This window comes from Mycobacterium helveticum (assembly GCF_007714205.1).
GTDB classification, from domain to species: Bacteria; Actinomycetota; Actinomycetes; order Mycobacteriales; family Mycobacteriaceae; genus Mycobacterium; species Mycobacterium helveticum.
This window is the reverse complement of sequence record NZ_VMQU01000011.1, coordinates 1-20702: the sequence shown is the minus strand read 5'-3', so window position 1 is coordinate 20702 and position 20702 is coordinate 1. Positions and strand designations below refer to the sequence as shown.

The following is a 20702-nucleotide window of genomic DNA, read 5'->3' as shown; positions in this document are numbered from 1 at the left end:
AGGCCCCGGCGGGGGTGGGGTTCCTGGTGCCTACGAGGCAACCGTGACGCGCGTGTCCCGAGAATCGGGGTGCTCGATGAACGGCCCAGAAAAAAATTTGTTTTCGGGGGACAACAATTGGTGCACGCCAGGTGAATTGGCCTTACCATCGGCGAGTGCCCGTACTCGGCGAACTGGGAAGTGCGACGTCGAGCCAGCTGTTCTCGCCGTCGCTGCTGATCCCGTTGGGGTCCACCGAACAGCACGGCCCGCATCTGCCCCTGGACACCGACACCCGCATCGCGACTGCGGTCGCGGCGCAGGCCCGGGCGCTTCTCGGGCAGGAATGGCTGGTCGCACCCGCCATCGCCTACGGCGCCAGCGGCGAGCATCAGAGCTTCGCCGGAACCGTCTCCATCGGCACCGAGGCGCTGACGACGCTGCTGGTGGAGTACGCCAGGTCGGCCTCCTGCTGGGCCCGGCGCCTGGTCTTCGTCAATGGCCACGGCGGCAACGTCGCCGCCCTGGGCGCCGCAGCGGGCCGGCTGCGTGCCGAGGGCTGCGACGCCGGCTGGGTCCCGTGCGCGGCGGCGGGCGCCGACGCGCACGCCGGCCACACCGAGACATCGGTGTTGCTCCACATCTGCGCCGCCGAGGTGCGGACCGACCGGTGGCTGCCCGGCAACGACGCACCGGTGTCGGAGTTGCTGCCCTCGATGCGCCGGGGCGGAGTGGCGGCCGTCAGCCCGGTGGGCGTGCTGGGCGATCCGACGACCGCGACCGGGCACGAGGGGAAGCGCCTCTTCGCGGAGATGGTCGACGGGTGTGTGCGCCGGGTCGCCCGGTGGTTGCCCGGGCCCGACGGGATGCTGACATGAGCCAAGCCCGGCTCCCGGACGGGTTCGCCGTTCAGGTCGATCGCCGCGTGCGGGTGCTCGGCGACGGTTCGGCGCTGCTCGGTGGTTCGCCGACGCGCCTGCTGAAGCTGGCTCCGGCCGCCCAGCACATGCTCTCCGACGGCCGGTTGAAGGTCCGCGACGACGTCAGCGCCCAGCTGGCCCGCACCCTGCTGGACGCCACGGTGGCCCACCCGCGGCCCGCCGGTGGCCCGTCGCACCGCGACGTGACCGTGGTGATTCCGGTGCGCGACAACGTGTTCGGCGTGCGGCGCCTGGTCAGTTCGCTCCGCGGGCTGCGCGTCGTCGTCGTCGACGACGGGTCGTACCCGCCCCTGGAGCCGGACGACTTCGTCGGCGCACACTGCGACGTCGAGGTACTACGCCACGTGCGCGCCAAGGGTCCGGCGGCGGCCCGCAACACGGGGCTGGCCGCCTGCAAGACCGAGTTCGTCGCATTCCTGGATTCCGACGTCGCCCCGCGCCGCGGCTGGCTCGAAGCGCTGCTCGGTCACTTCTGCGATCCCACCGTCGCCCTCGTCGCACCCCGCATCGTGGGCCTGTCGCACAGCGAGAACGTGGTGGGGCGCTACGAGGCGGTGCACTCGTCGCTGGACCTCGGTGAGCGGGAAGCACCGGTGCTGCCGCACAGCACGGTGTCCTATGTCCCCAGCGCCGCGATCGTCTGCCGCTGTTCGGCCATCCGCGGGGTCGGCGGGTTCGACGAGACCATGCAGTCCGGTGAGGACGTCGACCTGTGCTGGCGCCTCATCGAGTCGGGTGCCCGGCTGCGCTACGAGCCGATCGCGCTGGTCGCCCACGACCATCGCACGGAGCTTCGGGATTGGCTGGCGCGCAAGGCATTCTACGGCGGGTCGGCCGCCCCGCTGTCGGTGCGTCACCCGGACAAGACGGCCCCGTTGGTGATCTCGGGCTGGGCACTGGCCGCCTGGGTCCTGATGGCGCTCGGGAGCAGCCTGAGCCGGCTGGCCTCGGTCGGGATCGCGCTGTTGACCGGCCGGCGGATCGCGATGGCCATGCGCAGCGTCGAGACGTCGCCTGCCGATGTGCTGGTGATCGCGGCCCGCGGCCTGTGGTCGGCGGCGCTGCAACTGGCGTCGGCCGTGTGCCGGCACTATTGGCCGCTGGCGCTGCTCGCGGCCCTGACGTCGCGGCACTGCAGACGCGTCGTGGTGGTCGCGGCGGTCATGGACGGGGTGGTGGACTGGCTGCGCCGCCGAGACGCCACCGGCGAGGACGCCGAACCGATCGGGCTGCTGACCTACCTGCTGCTCAAGCGCGTCGACGACCTGGCTTACGGCTTGGGCCTGTGGTGGGGCGTGCTGCGCGAACGCAATCTGCGGGCGCTCAAGCCGCAGATTCGCAGCTAGTGCCGCGAGTCGTCGGCCCGCCGCCACGGAGGGCGACCGGCGTGGCCTCTGATGCGCGCCGAATGTGGTGGTCAGGTGCGGATTTCAAGCAACTTTGGTGCACGCCACCCACTGTCGGCGAATGGGTTCACGGCAAGCGAAGTCAATCCCGGCCTTGACCGCACCCGCCCAGCACAGCGACGTGCTGATCGTCGGCGCGGGCAGCGCCGGATCGGTGGTGGCCGAGCGCCTGTCCGCCGACCCGGGCTGCGCCGTCACCGTCCTCGAGGCGGGACCGGCGCTCGCCGACGCGAGGCTGCTGGCGCTGACTACCAACGGGCTGCAGCTGCCGATCGGCGCGGGCAGCCCGCTGGTGCAGCGCTACCAGACCCGCCTCACCGATCGGCCCGAGCGCCGGCTGGCGATCGTGCGCGGTGCCACGGTCGGCGGTTCGGGCGCGATCAACGGGGGCTACTTCTGCCGCGGGCTTCCTCGCGATTTCGATCTGGCGGCCATACCCGGCTGGGCGTGGTCCGACGTTCTCGGCCATTTCCGCGCGATCGAAACGGACCTGGATTTCGACGGTCCCGCGCACGGCGACAGCGGACCGATTGCCGTTCGCCGCACCCACGAGATGACGGGTGTCTCGGAACTCTTCATCGCCGCCGCGCAACGCGCCGGGTTTGCCTGGATTCCCGATCTCAATGACGTTGGACCGGAGTCAGTTTCGGGAGTTGGGGCCGTCCCGCTCAACATCGTCGACGGCATACGCAGGGGGTCCGGCGCGGGATTCCTGCTTCCGGCCCTGGGCCGGCCGAACCTCACCCTGCTGGGCCGGACGCGCGCGGTGCGACTGCGTTTCGCGGGCGCCAGCGCGGTCGGCGTCGACGCGATCGGTCCGCGGGGTCCGGTGACCCTGACGGCGAGCCGAATCGTGTTGTGCGCCGGTGCGATCGAGTCAGCGCACCTGCTGATGCTCTCCGGCATCGGGGACGAGGCGGCGTTGCGGGCCGTCGGCGTGCCGGTGGTGGCGCCGCTGCCGGTGGGGCGGTCCTGCAGCGATCACCCGGAATGGGTGCTACCGACCGATTGGCCGGTCGCGGCCGGCCGTCCCGTGCTGGAGGTCATGCTGAGCGCGGACGACGACATCGAAATTCGGCCCTATACAGGGGGATTCGTCGCCATGACCGGTGACGGCACAGCGGGTCATCCCGACTGGCCGCACATCGGGGTGGCGCTGATGCGGCCGCGGGCACGGGGGACTGTCACCCTGGTGTCTTCGGATCCCGGCGTGCCGCCGCGAATCGAGCACCACTACGACAGCGAGCCCGACGACATCGCGGCGCTGCGCCGGGGCAGCGAATTGGCCCGCGAATTGGCCAGTGCGGCGACATCTGTCGGGGAGCCCCTCTGGTCGACGTCGCAGCACCTGTGCGGGAGCGCGCCGATGGGCACCGATGACGACCCGCGCGCCGTCGTCGATCCCCGCTGCCGGGTGCGGGGAATCGGAAACCTGTGGGTGATCGACGGGTCCGTGCTGCCGGCGATCACCGGCCGTGGCCCGCACGCGACCATCGTGATGCTGGGCCACCGGGCGGCCGAATTCGTCGGGTGAACCGCCGCGTGGCCGCGCGCCGCGTGGGCGCGCCGGTCACTGCGCGGCGGAGCTCCAGTGCGCCGCGGGCGCGGCAGCCACCGCCGTCTCCTCGCGAGCGGCCGCCGCGGGGGCCGCCGCCGGAGAATACGGCGGGGTCGCCGGGGAGTAGGCCGCCGAGGCCGCCGCGGCCACCGGCGTGCCGGTGCCGACGGGCATCGGCGGCATCGTCGTCGGTGCGACGGCAGCCGCTTCCGCCTGCACCGCCGCCGGGGCGCTGACCGCCGGCGGCACGTCGGCGGGCCCCGCGGCCACCGTCGCCGGGGCATAGGCGGGCGTCGGCGCCTGCATCGGTGCCGCGGGCGCGCCCGTCGCCACCGCCGAGGCCGCCGGAACCGCCGAGATCGGTGCGCTGGGCGCCAGCGCCGCCGGGGCCGGCGCAACCGCGGACGTCAGGGGCGCCACCGGGGCGGCCGGTGCGGTTGCGCCGGCCAGGCCCGCCGTTGCCGAGGGCACCGCAGCCGCCGCGGAACCCGCCGGTGCGGCGGCGCTCATCAACGGCTGCGCGTGCGTCAAGGCCTGGCCGGACTGGTTGCCTGCGGTGCTCAGCACGCCCTGATGGGCCGTCTGCAGCGGCGAGGCGTTGGCCGCCTCGGTGAGGGCGTACTGCGCCGCGCCGCCGTTCATCAGCTGCACGAACTGGGCGTGAAAAGCCGCGGCCTGGGCGCTGAGCAGCTGGTAGGCCTGGGCGTGCGCGCCGAACAGCGCGGCGATGCTCGCCGAAACCTCGTCGGCACCGGGAGGCGTCACGGTCGACGCCGGGCCCATCGCCGCGGAGTTCGCCGAACTGATGGTCGAGCCGAGATTCGCCAAGTCCGTCGCCGCCGCGGCCACCTGTTCCGGTGCCGCGATCACGTATGACATTTCACTTCCCCCGTGTGTCGAATCACGTCCAACCGGATGGTATCCCCCGCCCCGGGTTCCCCGAGGGCTTTTGGCCCGAAGATACCGTTGGGTCCGCACGCGGTCGACCCGTTCGCAGCCAAACCCGGCCCCGCGCCCGGCCCAAGAAAGGGCGGGCCGCGCCTCCGGACAGTTGCCGGTGCGGGCGCGACCCGCCGGTGAGGGTGGCGACGTTCATGCGGTCCACGTAGATGGCCACGACAGGTGGCGATGCGCGCGCTGCAAAGCGTCAGGCGCGAACAATGCGTCGCAAAAAGCGTGGACGGCACGACGCCGCGTCATGGGCTTGTGCGTCATGAATCAGCCTTCGCCTCTCACCTCCTTTCGCTCGCTGATGCCCTACGCCGAGCCGACCATGCGCGGTGGCAGGCGCCCGACGCCGTCCCGGCCGTCGCCGGGCAGATCCATTACCTGAATACAGTTCCGGGACAAGCGAATCCCGGGAGCGAGTCGCCAGCAATCAACACCACATCCACCCCAAACCGTCGAGATGATCTGTATTTGTCGATATAGATTTCTGATACCAGAAAGAGAAGAGGTTCGCAAGGGGGCGCGTCGCCGCGGAGCGCGACGGGTGCGGCGCGACCCGGCGCACCGGGCGGAGCGCTCGCCCGTCGTGCGCGGGCTCCCGGAGCCCGATCACCACCGCGGCGACGGCGACGATGACGGCCATGCCATGGCCGGCGCTCGGGCCCGACCTCGACGGGTTGCCCGAGCCCGGGCGTGCCCGCGGTTTCTGTCCGCCGAATGCGCCCGCGCGGCGGTCGACGGGTTCCTGCACGTTCAGCGCGCGCAGAACCGCGCCGGTGCGGCGAGCGGTGCGGCGAGTGTCGAATCGGCGGGTGCCCGAGTCCCGTGCGGGTCGGCCCCCGCGGACCGCCGCGGGGACGGGTTCGGGGTCCGCGAACGCGGAGCGGGCCGGCGTACCGGCGGGCCGCTGGTAGCGTTCCCGTGAGGCGTGCCCGAGAGTCGGCCGGGGATTTGGCCCGGGGCATGATCGTCAGGCATACTGTTCGGGTTGCCTTGCGCCAGGTTTTGGCCTGGCCGGGCATGCGACCAGCGCCCGAACGGGCGCGTCCGGTCCCATCCTTGAGTGCGACTGATCGGTCGCGCACGAGGCTGCGTGCGGGTGACACACCCGACCGCGGGGGTCGGTGGACCACGACAGGTAAACAGCGGCGCAGCATCCGGCGCGACGCTAGGCCGGCCGGAAAACGGTCGGTCGATCTGCGCGCCGGAGGGCACCAGGCCCGGACACCGGGCCTCAGGAGCGAACGAAGCCCGGACGGGCTTCACGAGGGAATCAGGTAGGGAGAAGCGTGGCGGGACAGAAGATCCGCATCAGGCTTAAGGCCTACGACCACGAGGCTATCGACGCGTCGGCGCGCAAGATCGTCGAAACCGTCGTCCGCACCGGTGCCAGCGTCGTAGGGCCGGTGCCGCTGCCGACCGAGAAGAATGTGTACTGCGTCATCCGCTCTCCGCACAAGTACAAGGACTCGCGGGAGCACTTCGAGATGCGCACGCACAAGCGGTTGATCGACATCCTCGATCCGACGCCGAAGACCGTTGACGCCCTCATGCGCATCGACCTTCCGGCCAGCGTCGACGTCAACATCCAGTAGGAGCTCGGCGAACTCATGGCAAGAAAAGGCATTCTGGGCACCAAGCTGGGCATGACGCAGGTGTTCGACGAGAACAACCGGGTCGTGCCGGTCACCGTGGTCAGGGCGGGGCCCAACGTGGTGACGCGCATCCGCACCCCCGAGCGCGACGGCTACAGCGCCGTCCAGCTGGCCTACGGCGAGATCAGCCCGCGCAAGATCAACAAGCCGGTGACCGGCCAGTACGCCGCCGCGGGCGTCAACCCGCGCCGCTACCTGGCCGAGCTGCGGCTCGACGACGCGGAGGCGACCGCCGACTACGAGGTCGGCCAGGAGCTGACGGCCGAGATCTTCGCCGACGGTGCCTACGTCGACGTGACCGGAACCTCGAAGGGTAAAGGCTTCGCCGGCACGATGAAGCGGCACGGCTTTCGCGGCCAGGGCGCGAGTCACGGTGCCCAGGCGGTGCACCGTCGCCCGGGATCCATCGGCGGCTGCGCCACCCCCGCGCGAGTTTTCAAGGGCACACGCATGGCCGGCCGGATGGGCAACGACCGGGTGACGGTGCAGAACCTGGTGGTGCACAAGGTTGATCCCGAGAACGGCGTGCTGCTGATCAAGGGTGCGATCCCCGGGCGCACCGGTGGACTCGTGATGGTCCGTAGCGCGGTCAAACGAGGTGAGAAGTGATGGCACTCAAAATCGACGTCAAGACGCCGGACGGCAAGGTGGACGGCTCGGTCGAGCTGCCCGCCGAGTTGTTCGATGCGCCGGCCAACATCGCGCTGATGCATCAGGTGGTCACCGCGCAGCGGGCGGCGGCCCGGCAGGGCACGCACTCGACCAAGACGCGCGGTGACGTCAGTGGCGGTGGCCGCAAGCCGTACCGGCAGAAGGGCACCGGTCGCGCCCGGCAGGGCTCGACGCGGGCCCCGCAGTTCACCGGCGGTGGCGTCGTGCACGGCCCCAAGCCGCGCGACTACAGCCAGCGCACGCCCAAGAAGATGATCGCCGCGGCGTTGCGCGGGGCGTTGTCCGACCGGGCCCGCAACGGGCGCATCCACGCGGTCACCGAGTTGGTGTCCGGTCAGACGCCGTCGACCAAGAACGCCAAGGCGTTCCTGGACAGCCTGACCGACCGCAAACAGGTGCTGGTGGTCATCGGCCGCAGCGACGAGACCGGCAGGAAAAGCGTCCGCAACCTGCCCGGTGTGCACATCCTGTCGCCCGGTCAGCTCAACACCTATGACGTGCTGCATTCCGATGACGTGGTGTTCAGCGTCGAGGCGCTGAACACCTACATCGCCGCGAACACGACCAGCTCCGAGGAGGTTTCGGCCTGATGGCGACCCTCGCCGACCCCCGCGACGTCATTCTGGCGCCGGTCATCTCCGAGAAGTCCTATGCGCTGCTCGACGACAACGTGTACACGTTCGTGGTGCACCCCGATTCGAACAAGACGCAGATCAAGATCGCCGTCGAGAAGATCTTCTCGGTGAAGGTCGCATCGGTGAACACCGCAAACCGGCAGGGCAAGCGCAAGCGCACCCGCACCGGATACGGCAAGCGCAAGAGCACCAAGCGGGCCATTGTGACCCTGGCGCCGGGCAGCAAGCCGATCGACCTGTTCGGGGCGCCGGCCTAGCCGGGCGCAAGAGAGAGGCCTGATAAGACATGGCAATTCGCAAGTACAAGCCCACGACCCCCGGTCGTCGCGGCGCGAGCGTGTCCGACTTCGCCGAGATCACGCGGTCGACGCCCGAGAAGTCGCTGGTGCGCCCGTTGCACGGTCACGGTGGTCGCAACGCCCACGGCCGGATCACCACCCGGCACAAGGGCGGCGGCCACAAGCGCGCCTACCGGGTGATCGATTTCCGCCGCAACGACAAGGACGGCGTCAACGCCAAGGTCGCCCACATCGAGTACGACCCGAACCGCACCGCCAACATTGCGCTGCTGCACTATTTCGACGGCGAGAAGCGCTACATCATCGCCCCGCAGGGACTCTCGCAGGGTGACGTGGTGGAGTCGGGTGCCAACGCCGACATCAAGCCGGGCAACAACCTGCCGCTGCGCAACATCCCGGCCGGCACGGTCGTCCACGCTGTGGAGCTGCGGCCCGGCGGCGGCGCCAAGCTCGCGCGGTCGGCCGGGTCCAGCATTCAGCTGCTCGGCAAGGAGGGAAGCTACGCGTCGCTGCGCATGCCCAGCGGGGAGATTCGCCGGGTCGACGTGCGCTGCCGCGCCACCGTCGGCGAGGTGGGCAACGCCGAGCAGGCGAACATCAACTGGGGCAAGGCCGGTCGCATGCGGTGGAAGGGCAAGCGCCCCTCCGTCCGCGGTGTGGTCATGAACCCGGTGGACCACCCGCACGGCGGCGGTGAGGGTAAGACCTCCGGTGGCCGCCACCCGGTCAGCCCGTGGGGCAAGCCCGAGGGCCGTACCCGTCATCCCAACAAGGCCAGCAACAAACTCATCGTCCGGCGCCGTCGCACCGGCAAGAAGCACGGACGCTAGGAAGTTCAGGAGCACTCATGCCACGCAGCCTGAAGAAGGGCCCGTTCGTCGACGACCACCTGCTCAAGAAGGTGGACGTGCAGAACGAGAAGAACACCAAGCAGGTCATCAAGACCTGGTCGCGGCGTTCGACGATCATTCCGGACTTCATCGGTCACACCTTTGCGGTGCACGACGGACGTAAGCACGTCCCGGTGTTCGTCACCGAGGCCATGGTGGGTCACAAGCTCGGCGAGTTCGCGCCGACGCGCACCTTCAAGGGGCACATCAAGGACGACCGGAAGGCCAAACGTCGATGACCGCAACTGAATTCCCGTCGGCGGTGGCCAAAGCGCGTTTCGTGCGGGTGTCGCCGAGAAAGGCGCGCCGGGTGATCGACCTGGTGCGCGGCAGGTCGGTGGCCGACGCGCTCGACATCCTGCGCTGGGCGCCACAGGCCGCCAGCGAGCCGGTCGCCAAGGTGATCGCCAGCGCGGCGGCGAACGCGCAGAACAATGCCGGCCTGGACCCGTCGACCCTGGTGGTCGCCACGGTCTACGCCGACGAGGGTCCGACCGCCAAGCGCATCCGGCCACGCGCCCAGGGACGCGCGTTCCGGATCCGCAAGCGCACCAGCCACATCACGGTCGTGGTGGAAAGCCGGCCGGTCCGCGACGAGCGGTCGGCGAAGTCGGCGCGCGCCCGCCGCGCCGAGGCCAGCAAGGCCGCCGCCAAGGCGGCGCCGGCCAAGAAGGCGCCCGCCAAGGCGGAGCCGGCCAAGACGGCGCCCGCCGAGACGACCTCTGAGACTTCTGCACCGAAGGGAGGCTCAGACTAGTGGGCCAGAAGATCAATCCGCACGGCTTCCGTCTGGGCATCACCACCGACTGGAAATCCCGGTGGTACGCCGACAAGCAGTACGCCGACTACGTCAAGGAAGACGTCGCGATCCGCCGGCTGCTGTCCACCGGCCTGGAACGCGCCGGGATCGCCGACGTGGAGATCGAGCGGACCCGTGACCGCGTCCGCGTGGACATCCACACCGCCCGCCCCGGCATCGTCATCGGCCGCCGCGGCACCGAGGCCGACCGGATCCGCGCGGACCTGGAGAAGCTGACCAAAAAGCAGGTGCAGCTCAACATCCTCGAGGTGAAAAACCCCGAGTCCCGAGCGCAATTGGTGGCCCAGGGCGTCGCCGAACAGTTGAGCAACCGCGTGGCGTTCCGTCGCGCGATGCGCAAGGCGATCCAGTCGGCGATGCGCCAGCCCAACGTCAAGGGCATCCGGGTGCAGTGCTCCGGGCGCCTCGGCGGCGCCGAGATGAGCCGCTCGGAGTTCTACCGCGAGGGCCGCGTGCCGCTGCACACCCTGCGCGCCGACATCGACTACGGCCTGTACGAGGCCAGGACCACCTTCGGCCGGATCGGCGTGAAGGTGTGGATCTACAAGGGCGACATCGTCGGCGGCAAGCGCGAATTGGCCGCGGGCACGGCGGCGGGCGGCGAGCGCCCGCGCCGCGAGCGGCCCTCGGGTACCCGTCCCCGTCGCAGCGGCGCGTCTGGCACCACGGCGACCAGCACTGAGGCCGGGCGCGCCGCGGGCGCCGACGAAGGCGCCGCGCCCGCACCCAGCGAAGGCGCGCCGGCCCCCGAAACGCAGAGCACGGAGAGCTGAATCATGCTGATTCCCCGCAAAGTCAAGCACCGGAAGCAACACCACCCCCGCCAGCGCGGCATCGCCAGCGGTGGCACCGAGGTGAGCTTCGGCGACTACGGCATCCAGGCGCTCGAGCACGCCTATGTCACCAACCGGCAGATCGAGTCCGCTCGTATCGCCATCAACCGGCACATCAAGCGTGGCGGGAAGGTGTGGATCAACGTCTTCCCCGACCGTCCGCTGACCAAGAAGCCCGCCGAAACCCGCATGGGTTCGGGTAAGGGCTCCCCGGAGTGGTGGGTGGTCAACGTCAAGCCGGGACGGGTGCTGTTCGAGCTGAGCTACCCGAACGAGGCGATCGCCCGGGCGGCGCTCACCCGAGCGATCCACAAGTTGCCGATCAAGGCCCGCATCGTAACCCGAGAGGATCAGTTCTGATGGCAGTGGGAATTTCGCCTGGCGAACTGCGTGAGCTCACCGACGAGGAGCTGACGGACCGCCTGCGCGAATCCAAGGAGGAGCTGTTCAACCTGCGCTTCCAGATGGCGACCGGGCAGCTGTCCAACAACCGCCGGCTCCGTGCGGTGCGTCAGGAAATCGCGCGCGTCTACACCGTGCTGCGGGAACGAGAACTGGGCCTGGCCTCCGGGCCCGGCGGTGCTGATGGTGAGGAATCGTGATGGCTGAAGCCAAGACCGAAAAGGGTGACAAGCACACTCCGCGCAACCCCAAGACCCGCGGCCGGCGCAAGACCCGCATCGGCTACGTGGTGAGCGACAAGATGCAGAAGACCATCGTGGTCGAGCTCGAGGACCGGGTGCGGCACCCGTTGTACGGCAAGATCATCCGTACCACCACGAAAGTCAAGGCGCACGACGAGAACAGCACCGCCGGCATCGGCGACCGCGTCGCGCTGATGGAGACGCGCCCGTTGTCGGCGACCAAGAGATGGCGGCTGGTCGAAATCCTGGAAAAGGCCAAGTAGCCGAACGACACTCCCGCACCCGCGCGAGTAGTCCCCCCGCAAGCGGGAGGTACCCCCAGCGAAAACCCCCGGCGCCACGGCGTGTCGGGGGCTTTCGCGTCTTCCCGCGCGGGCGGCGGTTCCGGCCGTGTAGTCTCCGACGCGACGCCGGGGGATACCGAGAGCGGAGTGTGAGCGATGGTGAGTGAGTCGGCAGAGTCCGGGCGCTCGGGAGGCTTCAACGGCAAGATCGCGCTGGATATCCGTGACTCCGAACCGGACTGGGGCCCTTTCGCCGCGCCGGTGGCGCCGCAGAACTCGCCGAACGTGCTCTACCTGGTCTGGGATGACACCGGCATCGCGACGTGGGATTGCTTCGGCGGACTGGTCGAGATGCCGGCGATGACCCGGATCGCCGACCGCGGGATCCGGCTGTCGCAGTTCCACACCACCGCGCTGTGCTCACCGACGCGGGCTTCGCTGTTGACCGGCCGCAACGCCACCACCGTCGGCATGGCCACCATCGAGGAGTTCACCGAGGGGTTCCCCAACGCCAACGGCCGCATCCCGGCGGACACCGCACTGCTCTCGGAGGTGCTCGCCGAACGCGGCTACAACACGTACTGCATCGGCAAGTGGCACCTGACCCCGCTGGAAGAGGCCAACCTGGCGTCGACCAAGCGGCACTGGCCCACCTCGCGCGGCTTCGAACGGTTCTACGGCTTCCTCGGCGGCGAGACCGACCAGTGGTACCCGGACCTGGTCTACGACAACCACCCCGTCAGCCCGCCGGGAACGCCGGAAGAGGGCTACCACCTCTCGAAAGACCTCGCCGACAGGACAATCGAATTCATCCGCGACGCCAAGGTGATCGCCCCGGACAAGCCGTGGTTCAGCTACGTGTGCCCGGGCGCCGGACACGCGCCGCACCACGTCTTCACGGAGTGGGCGGACCGCTACGCAGGCCGGTTCGACATGGGCTACGAGCGGTACCGCGAGATCGTGCTGGAGAACCAGAAGTCGCTCGGGCTCGTGCCGCCCGACACCGAACTGTCGGCGGTCAACCCGTACGCGGACGTGACGGGACCCGAGGGCCAGCAGTGGCCGCTGCAGGACACGGTCCGGCCGTGGGACGCGCTGAACGACGAGGAGAAGAAACTCTTCAGCCGGATGGCCGAGGTGTTCGCCGGATTCATGAGCTACACCGACGACCAGATCGGCCGAATCCTGGACTACCTCGAGGAATCCGGCCAGTTGGACAACACCATCGTCGTGGTGATCTCCGACAACGGGGCCAGCGGTGAGGGCGGACCCAACGGATCGGTCAACGAGGGCAAGTTCTTCAACGGTTACATCGACACCGTCGAGGAGAGCATGAAGCTCTTCGACCGCCTCGGCGGGCCGCAGACGTACAACCACTACCCGATCGGGTGGGCGATGGCCTTCAACACGCCCTACAAGCTCTACAAACGCTACGCCTCCCACGAGGGCGGCATCGCCGATGCGGCGATCATCTCGTGGCCCGACGGGATCGCGGCGCACGGGGAGATCCGCGACAACTACGTCAACGTCTGCGACGTCACGCCGACCGTCTACGACCTGCTGGGGATCACACCGCCCGAGACCGTCAAGGGCATCGTGCAGAAGCCGTTGGACGGCGTGAGCTTTAAAGCGGCACTTGACGATCCGGGCGCTGACACCGGCAAGCACACGCAGTTCTACACCATGCTCGGCACCCGCGGGATCTGGCACGACGGCTGGTTCGCCAACACCGTGCACGCGGCCACACCGGCGGGCTGGTCGCACTTCGACACCGACCGCTGGGAGCTCTTCCACATCGAGGCCGACCGCAGCCAGTGCCACGACCTGGCCGCCGCACACCCCGACAAGCTCGAAGAACTCAAGGCGCTGTGGTTCTCCGAGGCCGCGAAGTACAACGGCCTGCCGCTGGCCGACCTGAACATCATCGAGACGATGATGCGCTCGCGGCCCTACCTGGTCGGCGAACGGGAGACCTACGTCTACTATCCCGGTTGCGCGGACGTCGGCATCGGCGCGGCCGCCGAGCTTCGCGGCCGCTCCTTCGCCGTGCTGGCCGACGTGACGGTGGACACCACCGGCGCCGAGGGCGTGCTGTTCAAGCAGGGTGGGGCCCACGGCGGGCACGTGCTGTTCATCCAGGACGGACGGCTGCACTACGTCTACAACTTCCTCGGTGAGCGCCAGCAACAGGTTTCGTCCTCCGGGGCGGTCCCGCTGGGCAGGCACGTGTTCGGCGTGCGCTACGCGCGGACGGGAACCGTGCAGAACAGCCACACCCCGCTCGGCGACGCCACGCTGTTCATCGACGACACCGTCGTGGGCTCGCTCGCGGATGTGGCGAGCCATCCGGGGACGTTCGGGTTGGCCGGCGCCGGCATCACCGTCGGACGCAACGGCGGATCCGGGGTGTCGAGCTGCTACAAGGCGCCGTTCAACTTCACCGGCGGCACCATCGCCCAAGTCACCGTTGACATTTCGGGCAGGCCCTACGAAGATCTGGAACGCGAACTCGCGCTGGCCTTCGCGCGCGACTGAGGCGCGCTGGCACATCGCGACGCGTGCGCCGCGCAGCGCACAAACCGCGCCGTGACGGCTGGCGGCTGGCGGCTGGCGGCTGGCGGCTGCTAGCATCACGCCGTGTCTGGCAAGGGCTCGCAACAACTTTCCGGGGTGATGGCCCATGTCCGCTGAGCCCGGTCCGCTCCCGTCGGCGCCGCCGGAGTCGCGACGCCGGCAAACGGCGATCACCCTGGGGGTCGTCGTCGCCGTGATCGTCATCTACGTCCTGTCCCTGATCGCCGTGCACCTGCTGGCCGGATCCGCGCCCCCGCTGCCCGCGGTGGATCTGAGCAAGGTCGAGTCCGAGGACAGCGTTGTCGCGGTGCGCATCGAGAAACTGGAAACCGTGGCAAACCACCTCACGGTGAATGTGCTTGTATATCCCAAGGATTCGCTGTACGACAAGAACTTCGGTGTGCTGACCACCGACGCGGCCGTGCGGCTGTATCCGGAGAACGACCTCGGCGACCTGCACTACCCGGTCGGGAAGGCGCCGGCGCAGGTCACCACCACCATCGCCGCGCACGGCGACCCGAACAACTGGCCCTTCGACTCGTACCAGACGGAGGTGGTCGCCGCCGACGTGTTCACCGGCTCCGGCCGGAACCGGGAGAAGACACCCGCCCGGGTGGAAGTAACCGGTCAGCTGGACGGGTGGGACGCGACGGTGGCCCGCGTGCACGACCCCGACGAGTCCAACCCCGCCGTCCAGGACGACGTGATCATCACGCTGCACAGGTCCAAGGGCTCGCTGATCTTCGATGTCGGGATCTGCCTGGTGCTGCTCGCCCTGCCGGCCTTGGCGCTGTGGGTGGCCATACCGATGGCTCTGGGCCGGACGTCGTTCGTGCCGCCGTTCATCACCTGGTACGGGGCAATGCTTTTCGCCATTGTCCCGCTGCGCAACATTCTGCCGGGCGGCCCGCCCTATGGTGCGTGGGTCGACCAGGCCGTCGTGCTGTGGGTGTTGATCGCGCTGGTCGTCGCGATGTCCCTGTTCGTTTTCGCCTGGTGGCGGCAGCGCGATCGCAAGGTGCCGAAGAAGGCGTGACGCCGCCGGGCCGGGTTTGTCCTACCCTGAAGTGATGCTCAGCGAGCTCGTCGACCTGCCGGGCGGCTCGTTCCGCATGGGCTCAACGAGCTTCTACCCCGAAGAGGCGCCGATCCACACCGTGTCCGTGGCACCGCTCGCGGTGGAGCTGCACCCGGTGACCAACGCGCAGTTCGGCGAATTCGTCGCCGCCACGGGCTATGTGACCGTCGCCGAGCAGCCGATCGACCCGGCGCAGTTCCCGGGGGTGCATGACGTGCGGGCGGGGGCCATGGTTTTCCGACCGACGCCGGGCCCCGTCGACCTGCGCGACTGGCGGCGATGGTGGGACTGGGTGCCCGGAGCCGACTGGCGGCACCCGTACGGGCCGGACAGCGACATCGCGGGCCGGGCCGACCACCCCGTCGTGCAGGTGGCGTATCCCGACGCCGCGGCCTACGCGCGGTGGGCCGGGCGCCGGTTGCCGACCGAGGCGGAATGGGAGTACGCGGCGCGCGCCGGGAGCACGGCCACCTACGCGTGGGGGGAGGAGGCCGACCCCGACGGTCAGCTGATGGCCAACACCTGGCAGGGCAGGTTCCCCTACCGCAACGAGGGTGCGCTCGGCTGGGTCGGCACCTCGCCGGTGGGGACGTTCCCGCCCAACGCGTTCGGCCTGGTCGACATGATCGGCAACGTCTGGGAGTGGACCGCCACCGAGTTCTCCGCACACCACCGGCTCGACCGGCCGCCGAAGAGCTGTTGCACGCCGGCGGGGCCCGCGGATCCCGGCGTCAGCCAGGCGCTCAAGGGCGGTTCGCACCTGTGCGCGCCCGAGTACTGTCACCGGTACCGTCCCGCGGCGCGGTCGCCCCAGTCGCAGGACACCGCGACCACCCACATCGGGTTTCGCTGCGTGGTGTAGCGCGCCGGAGCCGTCGCTCCGGGAAGAATTTGGCTCTGAGCTGGCCGTCGCCTAGACTCTAGGGGTTGCCGTGGGCAGACCTCGGCCGGTGCGTGACAAGCGACCAGCTTTTCAGCCGGCCCCGCGTGCCCTTCGGTGACGAAGACCGCGCACGTCAGGTTGGTGAGCAGCGCCTCGGGGCCCACCGAGCTGCCTTCTCCTGCCGTGCACACGTAAACCAGGTCAGGAGATCGAGTGATTCAGCAGGAATCGCGGCTGAAGGTCGCCGACAACACCGGCGCCAAGGAGATCTTGTGCATCCGGGTGCTCGGTGGCTCGTCGCGACGCTACGCCGGCATCGGGGATGTCATCGTGGCCACCGTCAAGGACGCCATTCCCGGTGGCAACGTCAAGCGTGGCGACGTCGTCAAAGCCGTCGTGGTGCGCACCGTCAAGGAGCGCCGCCGTCCCGACGGCAGCTACATCAAGTTCGACGAGAACGCGGCCGTCATCATCAAGCCGGACAACGACCCGCGTGGGACGCGCATCTTCGGTCCGGTCGGCCGCGAACTGCGCGAGAAGCGCTTCATGAAGATCATCTCGCTGGCTCCGGAGGTGTTGTAGATGAAGGTCCGCAAGGGCGACACCGTGCTGGTGATCGCGGGCAAGGACAAAGGGGCCAAGGGCAAGGTCCTGCAGGCCTACCCGGAGCGCAACCGGGTGCTGGTCGAGGGCGTGAACCGGATCAAGAAGCACACCGCGGTTTCGACCAACCAGCGGGGGGCGCGCTCGGGCGGGATCGTCACCCAGGAGGCCGCGATCCATGTCTCCAACGTCATGGTGGTCGACTCCGACGGCAAGCCCACCCGGGTCGGCTACCGGGCGGACGAGGAGACAGGCAAACGGGTCCGTATCTCCAAGCGCAACGGCAAGGACATTTGATGACAACTGCGGAAAGAGTCAAGCCGCGGCTGAAAGAACGCTACCGCAACGAAATTCGCGATGCGCTGCACAAGCAGTTCGGCTACGGAAACGTCATGCGGATCCCCACCGTGACCAAGGTCGTCGTCAACATGGGCGTCGGCGAGGCGGCCCGGGATGCCAAGCTGATCAACGGCGCGGTCAACGACCTGGCGCTGATCACCGGGCAGAAGCCCGAGATCCGCAAGGCGCGCAAGTCCATAGCGCAGTTCAAGTTGCGCGAGGGCATGCCGATCGGCGTCCGGGTCACCCTGCGCGGGGACCGGATGTGGGAGTTCCTCGACCGGCTCACGTCGATCGCCCTGCCGCGCATCCGTGACTTCCGCGGACTCTCGCCCAAGCAGTTCGACGGCGTCGGCAACTACACCTTCGGGCTGGCCGAGCAGTCGGTGTTCCACGAGATCGACGTGGACAAGATCGACCGCGTCCGGGGCATGGACATCAACGTCGTGACCACGGCGACGACCGACGACGAAGGGCGAGCGCTGTTGCGGGCCCTGGGCTTTCCGTTCAAGGAGAACTGACTATGGCTAAGAAGGCACTGGTTAACAAGGCGGCGCGCAAGCCACGGTTCGCGGTGCGCGCCTACACCCGCTGCAACAGGTGCGGGCGCCCGCGTGCGGTGTACCGCAAGTTCGGGCTGTGCAGGATCTGCCTGCGCGAGATGGCGCACGCCGGCGAACTGCCCGGCGTGCAGAAGAGCAGTTGGTAACCGAGCCCACCCCCGATTCGAAGACCCCAGAACAGGTTGCGCGGTAGGCCCCCATGCGAAGTTTTTGGCCGGGAACCACCGCGAGGAAGGTGACAGACGCTGTCATGACCGCGACTACGACGATGCAGAGCGCCGCGATGAACAGGAGCGGGCGCAAATGACGATGACGGACCCGATCGCAGACTTCTTGACGCGTCTGCGCAATGCCAATTCGGCGTACCACGACGAGGTGAGCCTGCCGCACTCCAAGATCAAGGCCAACATCGCCGCGATCCTCAAGAGTGAGGGGTACATCAGCGACTACCGGACCGAAGACGCCCGGGTCGGCAAGTCCCTGGTGGTCCAGCTGAAGTACGGGCCCAGCCGGGAGCGCAGCATCGCGGGGTTGCGACGGGTGTCCAAGCCGGGACTGCGGGTGTACGCGAAGTCCGGCAACCTGCCGCGGGTTCTCGGCGGCCTGGGCGTGGCGATCATCTCGACCTCCTCGGGACTGCTCACCGACCGTCAGGCGGCCAGACAGGGCGTGGGCGGCGAAGTCCTCGCGTACGTGTGGTAGTGGGAGAGGCAGAGTAAACTTCAGATGTCGCGTATTGGTAAACGGCCGATTCCGGTCCCTTCCGGGGTCGACGTAACGATCGATGGACAGAAGGTCTCGGTGAAGGGGCCCAAGGGCGCCCTGGACCTGACGGTCGCCGAGCCGATCACCGTGGAGCGCAGCGAGGACGGCGCGATCCTGGTCAACCGTCCCGACGACGAGCGGCGCAACCGCTCGCTGCACGGGCTGTCCCGCACGCTGGTGTCCAACCTGGTCACCGGCGTCACCCAGGGTTACACCACCAAGATGGAGATCTTCGGGGTCGGCTACCGGGTCCAGCTCAAGGGTTCCAACCTGGAGTTCGCGCTGGGGTACAGCCACCCGGTCGTGATCGAGGCCCCCGAGGGCATATCGTTCGCGGTCGAGTCTCCGACGAAGTTCTCGGTCTCGGGGATCGACAAGCAAAAAGTCGGCCAGATCTCGGCGAACATCCGCCGCCTGCGTCGCCCGGACCCGTACAAGGGCAAGGGCGTGCGCTACGAGGGCGAGCAGATCCGCCGTAAGGTCGGAAAGACAGGTAAGTAGTCATGGCGCAATCAAAAACGGACACCGCCGCGCGAAAGCCGGTGGGGCAGAACATCTCCGCGAATCGGCGGGTATCCCGGCTGCGCAGGCACGCGCGGCTGCGCAAGAAGCTCTCCGGTACCCCGCAGCGGCCGCGGCTGGTGGTGAACCGGTCCGCGCGGCATATCCACGTGCAACTGGTCAACGACGAAAACGGCACGACGGTGGCCGCCGCGTCGTCGATCGAGGCCGACGTGCGCGGCCTGCAGGGAGACAAGAAAGCCCGTAGCGTACGGGTCGGCCAGTTGATCGCGGAGCGCGCCAAGGCCGCCGGCATCGACAGCGTGGTGTTCGACCGCGGCGGATACTCCTACGGCGGACGGATCGCGGCGCTGGCCGATGCCGCGCGCGAAAGCGGATTGCGATTCTGATGAACAACATCAGCCTGATGACAACTGGAAGGACCGCATAATGGCGGAGCAGTCGGCCGGCGGGCAGGGCGCCCAGGACAGCCGCGACTCACGTGGTGACCGCGACGGGCGCGGTCGCGGTCGCGACAGTGGTGGCCGTGGCCGTGACCGCGACCGTGACGGCGACAAGAGCAATTACCTGGAGCGGGTCGTCGCCATCAACCGCGTCTCCAAGGTGGTCAAGGGTGGACGGCGCTTCAGCTTCACCGCCCTGGTCATCGTGGGCGACGGCAACGGCATGGTCGGCGTCGGGTACGGCAAGGCCAAAGAGGTTCCGGCCGCGATCGCCAAGGGCGTCGAGGAAGCGCGCAAGAGCTTCTTCCGGGTTCCGCTGATCGGCGGCACCATCACCCACCCGGTGCAGGGCGAGGCCGCCGCCGGCGTGGTGCTGCTGCGCCCCGCCAGCCCCGGTACCGGTGTGATCGCCGGCGGGGCCGTGCGGGCGGTGCTGGAATGCGCCGGCGTGCACGACATCCTGGCCAAGTCGTTGGGCAGCGACAACGCGATCAACGTGGTGCACGCCACGGTCACAGCGCTCAAGCTGCTGCAGCGTCCCGAGGAGGTGGCCGCCCGTCGCGGGCTGCCGATCGAGGACGTCGCCCCGGCCGGGATGCTGCGGGCGCGACGGGAAAGTGACGCGCTGGCCGCGGCGGCCGCACGCGAAGGAACGGCATAACTATGGCAGCGCTCAAGATCACCCAGATACGCGGCACGATCGGTGCGCGTTGGAAGCAGCGCGAGAGCCTGCGCACCCTGGGCCTGCGGCGGATCCGCCACTCGGTGATCCGTGAGGACAACGCCCAGACCCGCGGGCTGATCGCGGTGGTGCACCATCTCGTCGAGGTGGAGGAGGTCAAGTGACGATCAAACTGCACGACCTGCGCCCGGCGCCCGGGTCGAAGACCGCACGCACCCGCGTGGGCCGCGGCGAGGGCTCCAAGGGCAAGTCGGCGGGCCGCGGCACCAAGGGCACCAAGGCCCGCAAGCAGGTGCCCGCGACCTTCGAGGGCGGGCAGATGCCGATCCACATGCGGCTGCCCAAGCTCAAGGGATTCCGGAACCGGTTCCGCACCGAGTACGAGGTCGTCAACGTCGGGGACATCAACCGGCTGTTCCCGCAGGGCGGTGCCATCGGTGTGGACGAGTTGGTGTCCAAGGGCGCGGTGCGCAAGAACTCGTTGGTCAAGGTGCTCGGCGACGGCGAGCTGACCGTCAAGGTCGAGGTGTCCGCCCACAAGTTCAGCGGCAGCGCGCGCGAGAAGATCAGCGCCGCGGGCGGCTCGGCAACCGAGCTGTAGCCCGCGCGAGCAGACGCGAAAGCCCCCAAAACATGGGTTTTTGGGGGGGTTGGGGGGGGGGGCGGCCCCAGGGGGGGGGGGGGGG

Annotated in this window: 28 protein-coding genes; 27 read left to right on the top strand and 1 reads right to left on the bottom strand. The window is 69.0% G+C overall.

What is annotated here, in order from left to right; genetic code table 11:
- The first annotated feature begins 131 nt into the window (after positions 1–131).
- The 3 genes from mftE to mftG all read left to right on the top strand — a co-directional run bounded on the left by mftE (position 132) and on the right by mftG (position 3860).
- Positions 132–857, top strand: a complete 726-nt coding sequence (gene mftE / locus FPZ47_RS04420) for a mycofactocin biosynthesis peptidyl-dipeptidase MftE (protein ID WP_144949681.1) — start codon at positions 132–134, stop codon at positions 855–857.
- Complete coding sequence (mftF, locus tag FPZ47_RS04415; protein WP_144949683.1) at positions 854–2266, top strand: mycofactocin biosynthesis glycosyltransferase MftF; 1413 nt, start codon at positions 854–856, stop codon at positions 2264–2266. Before mftE ends, mftF begins: the two co-directional genes overlap by 4 nt.
- 154 nt (positions 2267–2420) lie before the next feature.
- Positions 2421–3860, top strand: a complete 1440-nt coding sequence (mftG, locus tag FPZ47_RS04410; protein WP_144949685.1) for a mycofactocin dehydrogenase MftG — start codon at positions 2421–2423, stop codon at positions 3858–3860.
- Positions 3861–3896: 36 nt separating this feature from the next.
- Here the strand turns inward: mftG and FPZ47_RS30170 are convergent, their stop codons facing one another.
- Positions 3897–4763, bottom strand: coding sequence for a PE family protein (locus FPZ47_RS30170; RefSeq protein WP_144949687.1), 867 nt, complete (start codon positions 4761–4763; stop codon positions 3897–3899).
- 1358 nt (positions 4764–6121) lie between these two features.
- Here FPZ47_RS30170 and rpsJ point away from each other — a divergent pair.
- The 24 genes from rpsJ (at position 6122) to rplO (ending at position 20617) form a co-directional block, all read left to right on the top strand.
- Entirely contained in the window at positions 6122–6427 is a 306-nt protein-coding gene (rpsJ, locus tag FPZ47_RS04395; protein ID WP_003873519.1) for a 30S ribosomal protein S10, read from the top strand.
- A gap of 15 nt (positions 6428–6442) precedes the next feature.
- The gene (gene rplC, locus FPZ47_RS04390; RefSeq protein WP_144949691.1) at positions 6443–7096 is read left to right on the top strand and encodes a 50S ribosomal protein L3; all 654 of its coding nucleotides are present in this window, start codon (positions 6443–6445) and stop codon (positions 7094–7096) included.
- On the top strand, positions 7096–7749 hold the full coding sequence (gene rplD / locus FPZ47_RS04385; protein WP_144949693.1) for a 50S ribosomal protein L4: 654 nt from the start codon (positions 7096–7098) through the stop codon (positions 7747–7749). The genes rplC and rplD overlap by 1 nt, the downstream gene beginning before the upstream one ends.
- Positions 7749–8051 carry a 50S ribosomal protein L23 gene (rplW, locus tag FPZ47_RS04380; protein ID WP_144949695.1) on the top strand — a complete coding sequence of 101 codons (303 nt, stop codon included), beginning with the start codon at positions 7749–7751 and terminating at the stop codon, positions 8049–8051. The genes rplD and rplW overlap by 1 nt, the downstream gene beginning before the upstream one ends.
- A gap of 29 nt (positions 8052–8080) precedes the next feature.
- Complete coding sequence (gene rplB, locus FPZ47_RS04375) at positions 8081–8923, top strand: 50S ribosomal protein L2 (RefSeq protein WP_144949697.1); 843 nt, start codon at positions 8081–8083, stop codon at positions 8921–8923.
- Between the two features lie 17 nt (positions 8924–8940).
- Positions 8941–9222, top strand: coding sequence for a 30S ribosomal protein S19 (rpsS, locus tag FPZ47_RS04370; protein ID WP_010908582.1), 282 nt, complete (start codon positions 8941–8943; stop codon positions 9220–9222).
- Positions 9219–9740 carry a 50S ribosomal protein L22 gene (gene rplV, locus FPZ47_RS04365; RefSeq protein ID WP_144949699.1) on the top strand — a complete coding sequence of 174 codons (522 nt, stop codon included), beginning with the start codon at positions 9219–9221 and terminating at the stop codon, positions 9738–9740. The genes rpsS and rplV overlap by 4 nt, the downstream gene beginning before the upstream one ends.
- Entirely contained in the window at positions 9740–10576 is an 837-nt protein-coding gene (rpsC, locus tag FPZ47_RS04360) for a 30S ribosomal protein S3 (RefSeq protein ID WP_144949701.1), read from the top strand. The genes rplV and rpsC overlap by 1 nt, the downstream gene beginning before the upstream one ends.
- A gap of 3 nt (positions 10577–10579) precedes the next feature.
- Positions 10580–10996 (top strand): 50S ribosomal protein L16, encoded by a 417-nt coding sequence (rplP, locus tag FPZ47_RS04355; protein ID WP_144949703.1) that lies wholly within the window; start codon positions 10580–10582, stop codon positions 10994–10996.
- The gene (gene rpmC / locus FPZ47_RS04350; protein WP_144949705.1) at positions 10996–11238 is read left to right on the top strand and encodes a 50S ribosomal protein L29; all 243 of its coding nucleotides are present in this window, start codon (positions 10996–10998) and stop codon (positions 11236–11238) included. The genes rplP and rpmC overlap by 1 nt, the downstream gene beginning before the upstream one ends.
- Positions 11238–11543, top strand: coding sequence for a 30S ribosomal protein S17 (gene rpsQ / locus FPZ47_RS04345; protein ID WP_144949707.1), 306 nt, complete (start codon positions 11238–11240; stop codon positions 11541–11543). The genes rpmC and rpsQ overlap by 1 nt, the downstream gene beginning before the upstream one ends.
- Positions 11544–11723: 180 nt before the next feature.
- Positions 11724–14099, top strand: a complete 2376-nt coding sequence (locus FPZ47_RS04340; RefSeq protein ID WP_246133305.1) for an arylsulfatase — start codon at positions 11724–11726, stop codon at positions 14097–14099.
- 145 nt (positions 14100–14244) lie between these two features.
- The gene (locus tag FPZ47_RS04335) at positions 14245–15174 is read left to right on the top strand and encodes a DUF4436 domain-containing protein (protein WP_144949711.1); all 930 of its coding nucleotides are present in this window, start codon (positions 14245–14247) and stop codon (positions 15172–15174) included.
- A 34-nt stretch (positions 15175–15208) separates the two neighbouring features.
- Positions 15209–16078, top strand: a complete 870-nt coding sequence (locus tag FPZ47_RS04330; RefSeq protein ID WP_144949713.1) for a formylglycine-generating enzyme family protein — start codon at positions 15209–15211, stop codon at positions 16076–16078.
- Between the two features lie 234 nt (positions 16079–16312).
- On the top strand, positions 16313–16681 hold the full coding sequence (gene rplN, locus FPZ47_RS04325; RefSeq protein ID WP_003403649.1) for a 50S ribosomal protein L14: 369 nt from the start codon (positions 16313–16315) through the stop codon (positions 16679–16681).
- The gene (gene rplX, locus FPZ47_RS04320; protein ID WP_144949715.1) at positions 16682–16999 is read left to right on the top strand and encodes a 50S ribosomal protein L24; all 318 of its coding nucleotides are present in this window, start codon (positions 16682–16684) and stop codon (positions 16997–16999) included.
- Positions 16999–17562 carry a 50S ribosomal protein L5 gene (rplE, locus tag FPZ47_RS04315; RefSeq protein ID WP_144949717.1) on the top strand — a complete coding sequence of 188 codons (564 nt, stop codon included), beginning with the start codon at positions 16999–17001 and terminating at the stop codon, positions 17560–17562. Before rplX ends, rplE begins: the two co-directional genes overlap by 1 nt.
- Before the next feature lie 2 nt (positions 17563–17564).
- Positions 17565–17750, top strand: coding sequence for a type Z 30S ribosomal protein S14 (locus FPZ47_RS04310; protein ID WP_144949719.1), 186 nt, complete (start codon positions 17565–17567; stop codon positions 17748–17750).
- Positions 17751–17907: 157 nt separating this feature from the next.
- Positions 17908–18306 carry a 30S ribosomal protein S8 gene (gene rpsH, locus FPZ47_RS04305; protein ID WP_144949721.1) on the top strand — a complete coding sequence of 133 codons (399 nt, stop codon included), beginning with the start codon at positions 17908–17910 and terminating at the stop codon, positions 18304–18306.
- Between the two features lie 24 nt (positions 18307–18330).
- Complete coding sequence (gene rplF / locus FPZ47_RS04300) at positions 18331–18870, top strand: 50S ribosomal protein L6 (RefSeq protein WP_144949722.1); 540 nt, start codon at positions 18331–18333, stop codon at positions 18868–18870.
- A 41-nt stretch (positions 18871–18911) separates the two neighbouring features.
- Positions 18912–19280, top strand: coding sequence for a 50S ribosomal protein L18 (gene rplR, locus FPZ47_RS04295; protein ID WP_168209361.1), 369 nt, complete (start codon positions 18912–18914; stop codon positions 19278–19280).
- A gap of 40 nt (positions 19281–19320) precedes the next feature.
- Positions 19321–19995, top strand: coding sequence for a 30S ribosomal protein S5 (rpsE, locus tag FPZ47_RS04290; RefSeq protein ID WP_144949726.1), 675 nt, complete (start codon positions 19321–19323; stop codon positions 19993–19995).
- A gap of 2 nt (positions 19996–19997) precedes the next feature.
- Positions 19998–20180 (top strand): 50S ribosomal protein L30, encoded by a 183-nt coding sequence (gene rpmD / locus FPZ47_RS04285; protein ID WP_144949728.1) that lies wholly within the window; start codon positions 19998–20000, stop codon positions 20178–20180.
- Complete coding sequence (rplO, locus tag FPZ47_RS04280; RefSeq protein ID WP_144949730.1) at positions 20177–20617, top strand: 50S ribosomal protein L15; 441 nt, start codon at positions 20177–20179, stop codon at positions 20615–20617. Before rpmD ends, rplO begins: the two co-directional genes overlap by 4 nt.
- Positions 20618–20702 lie beyond the last annotated feature (85 nt).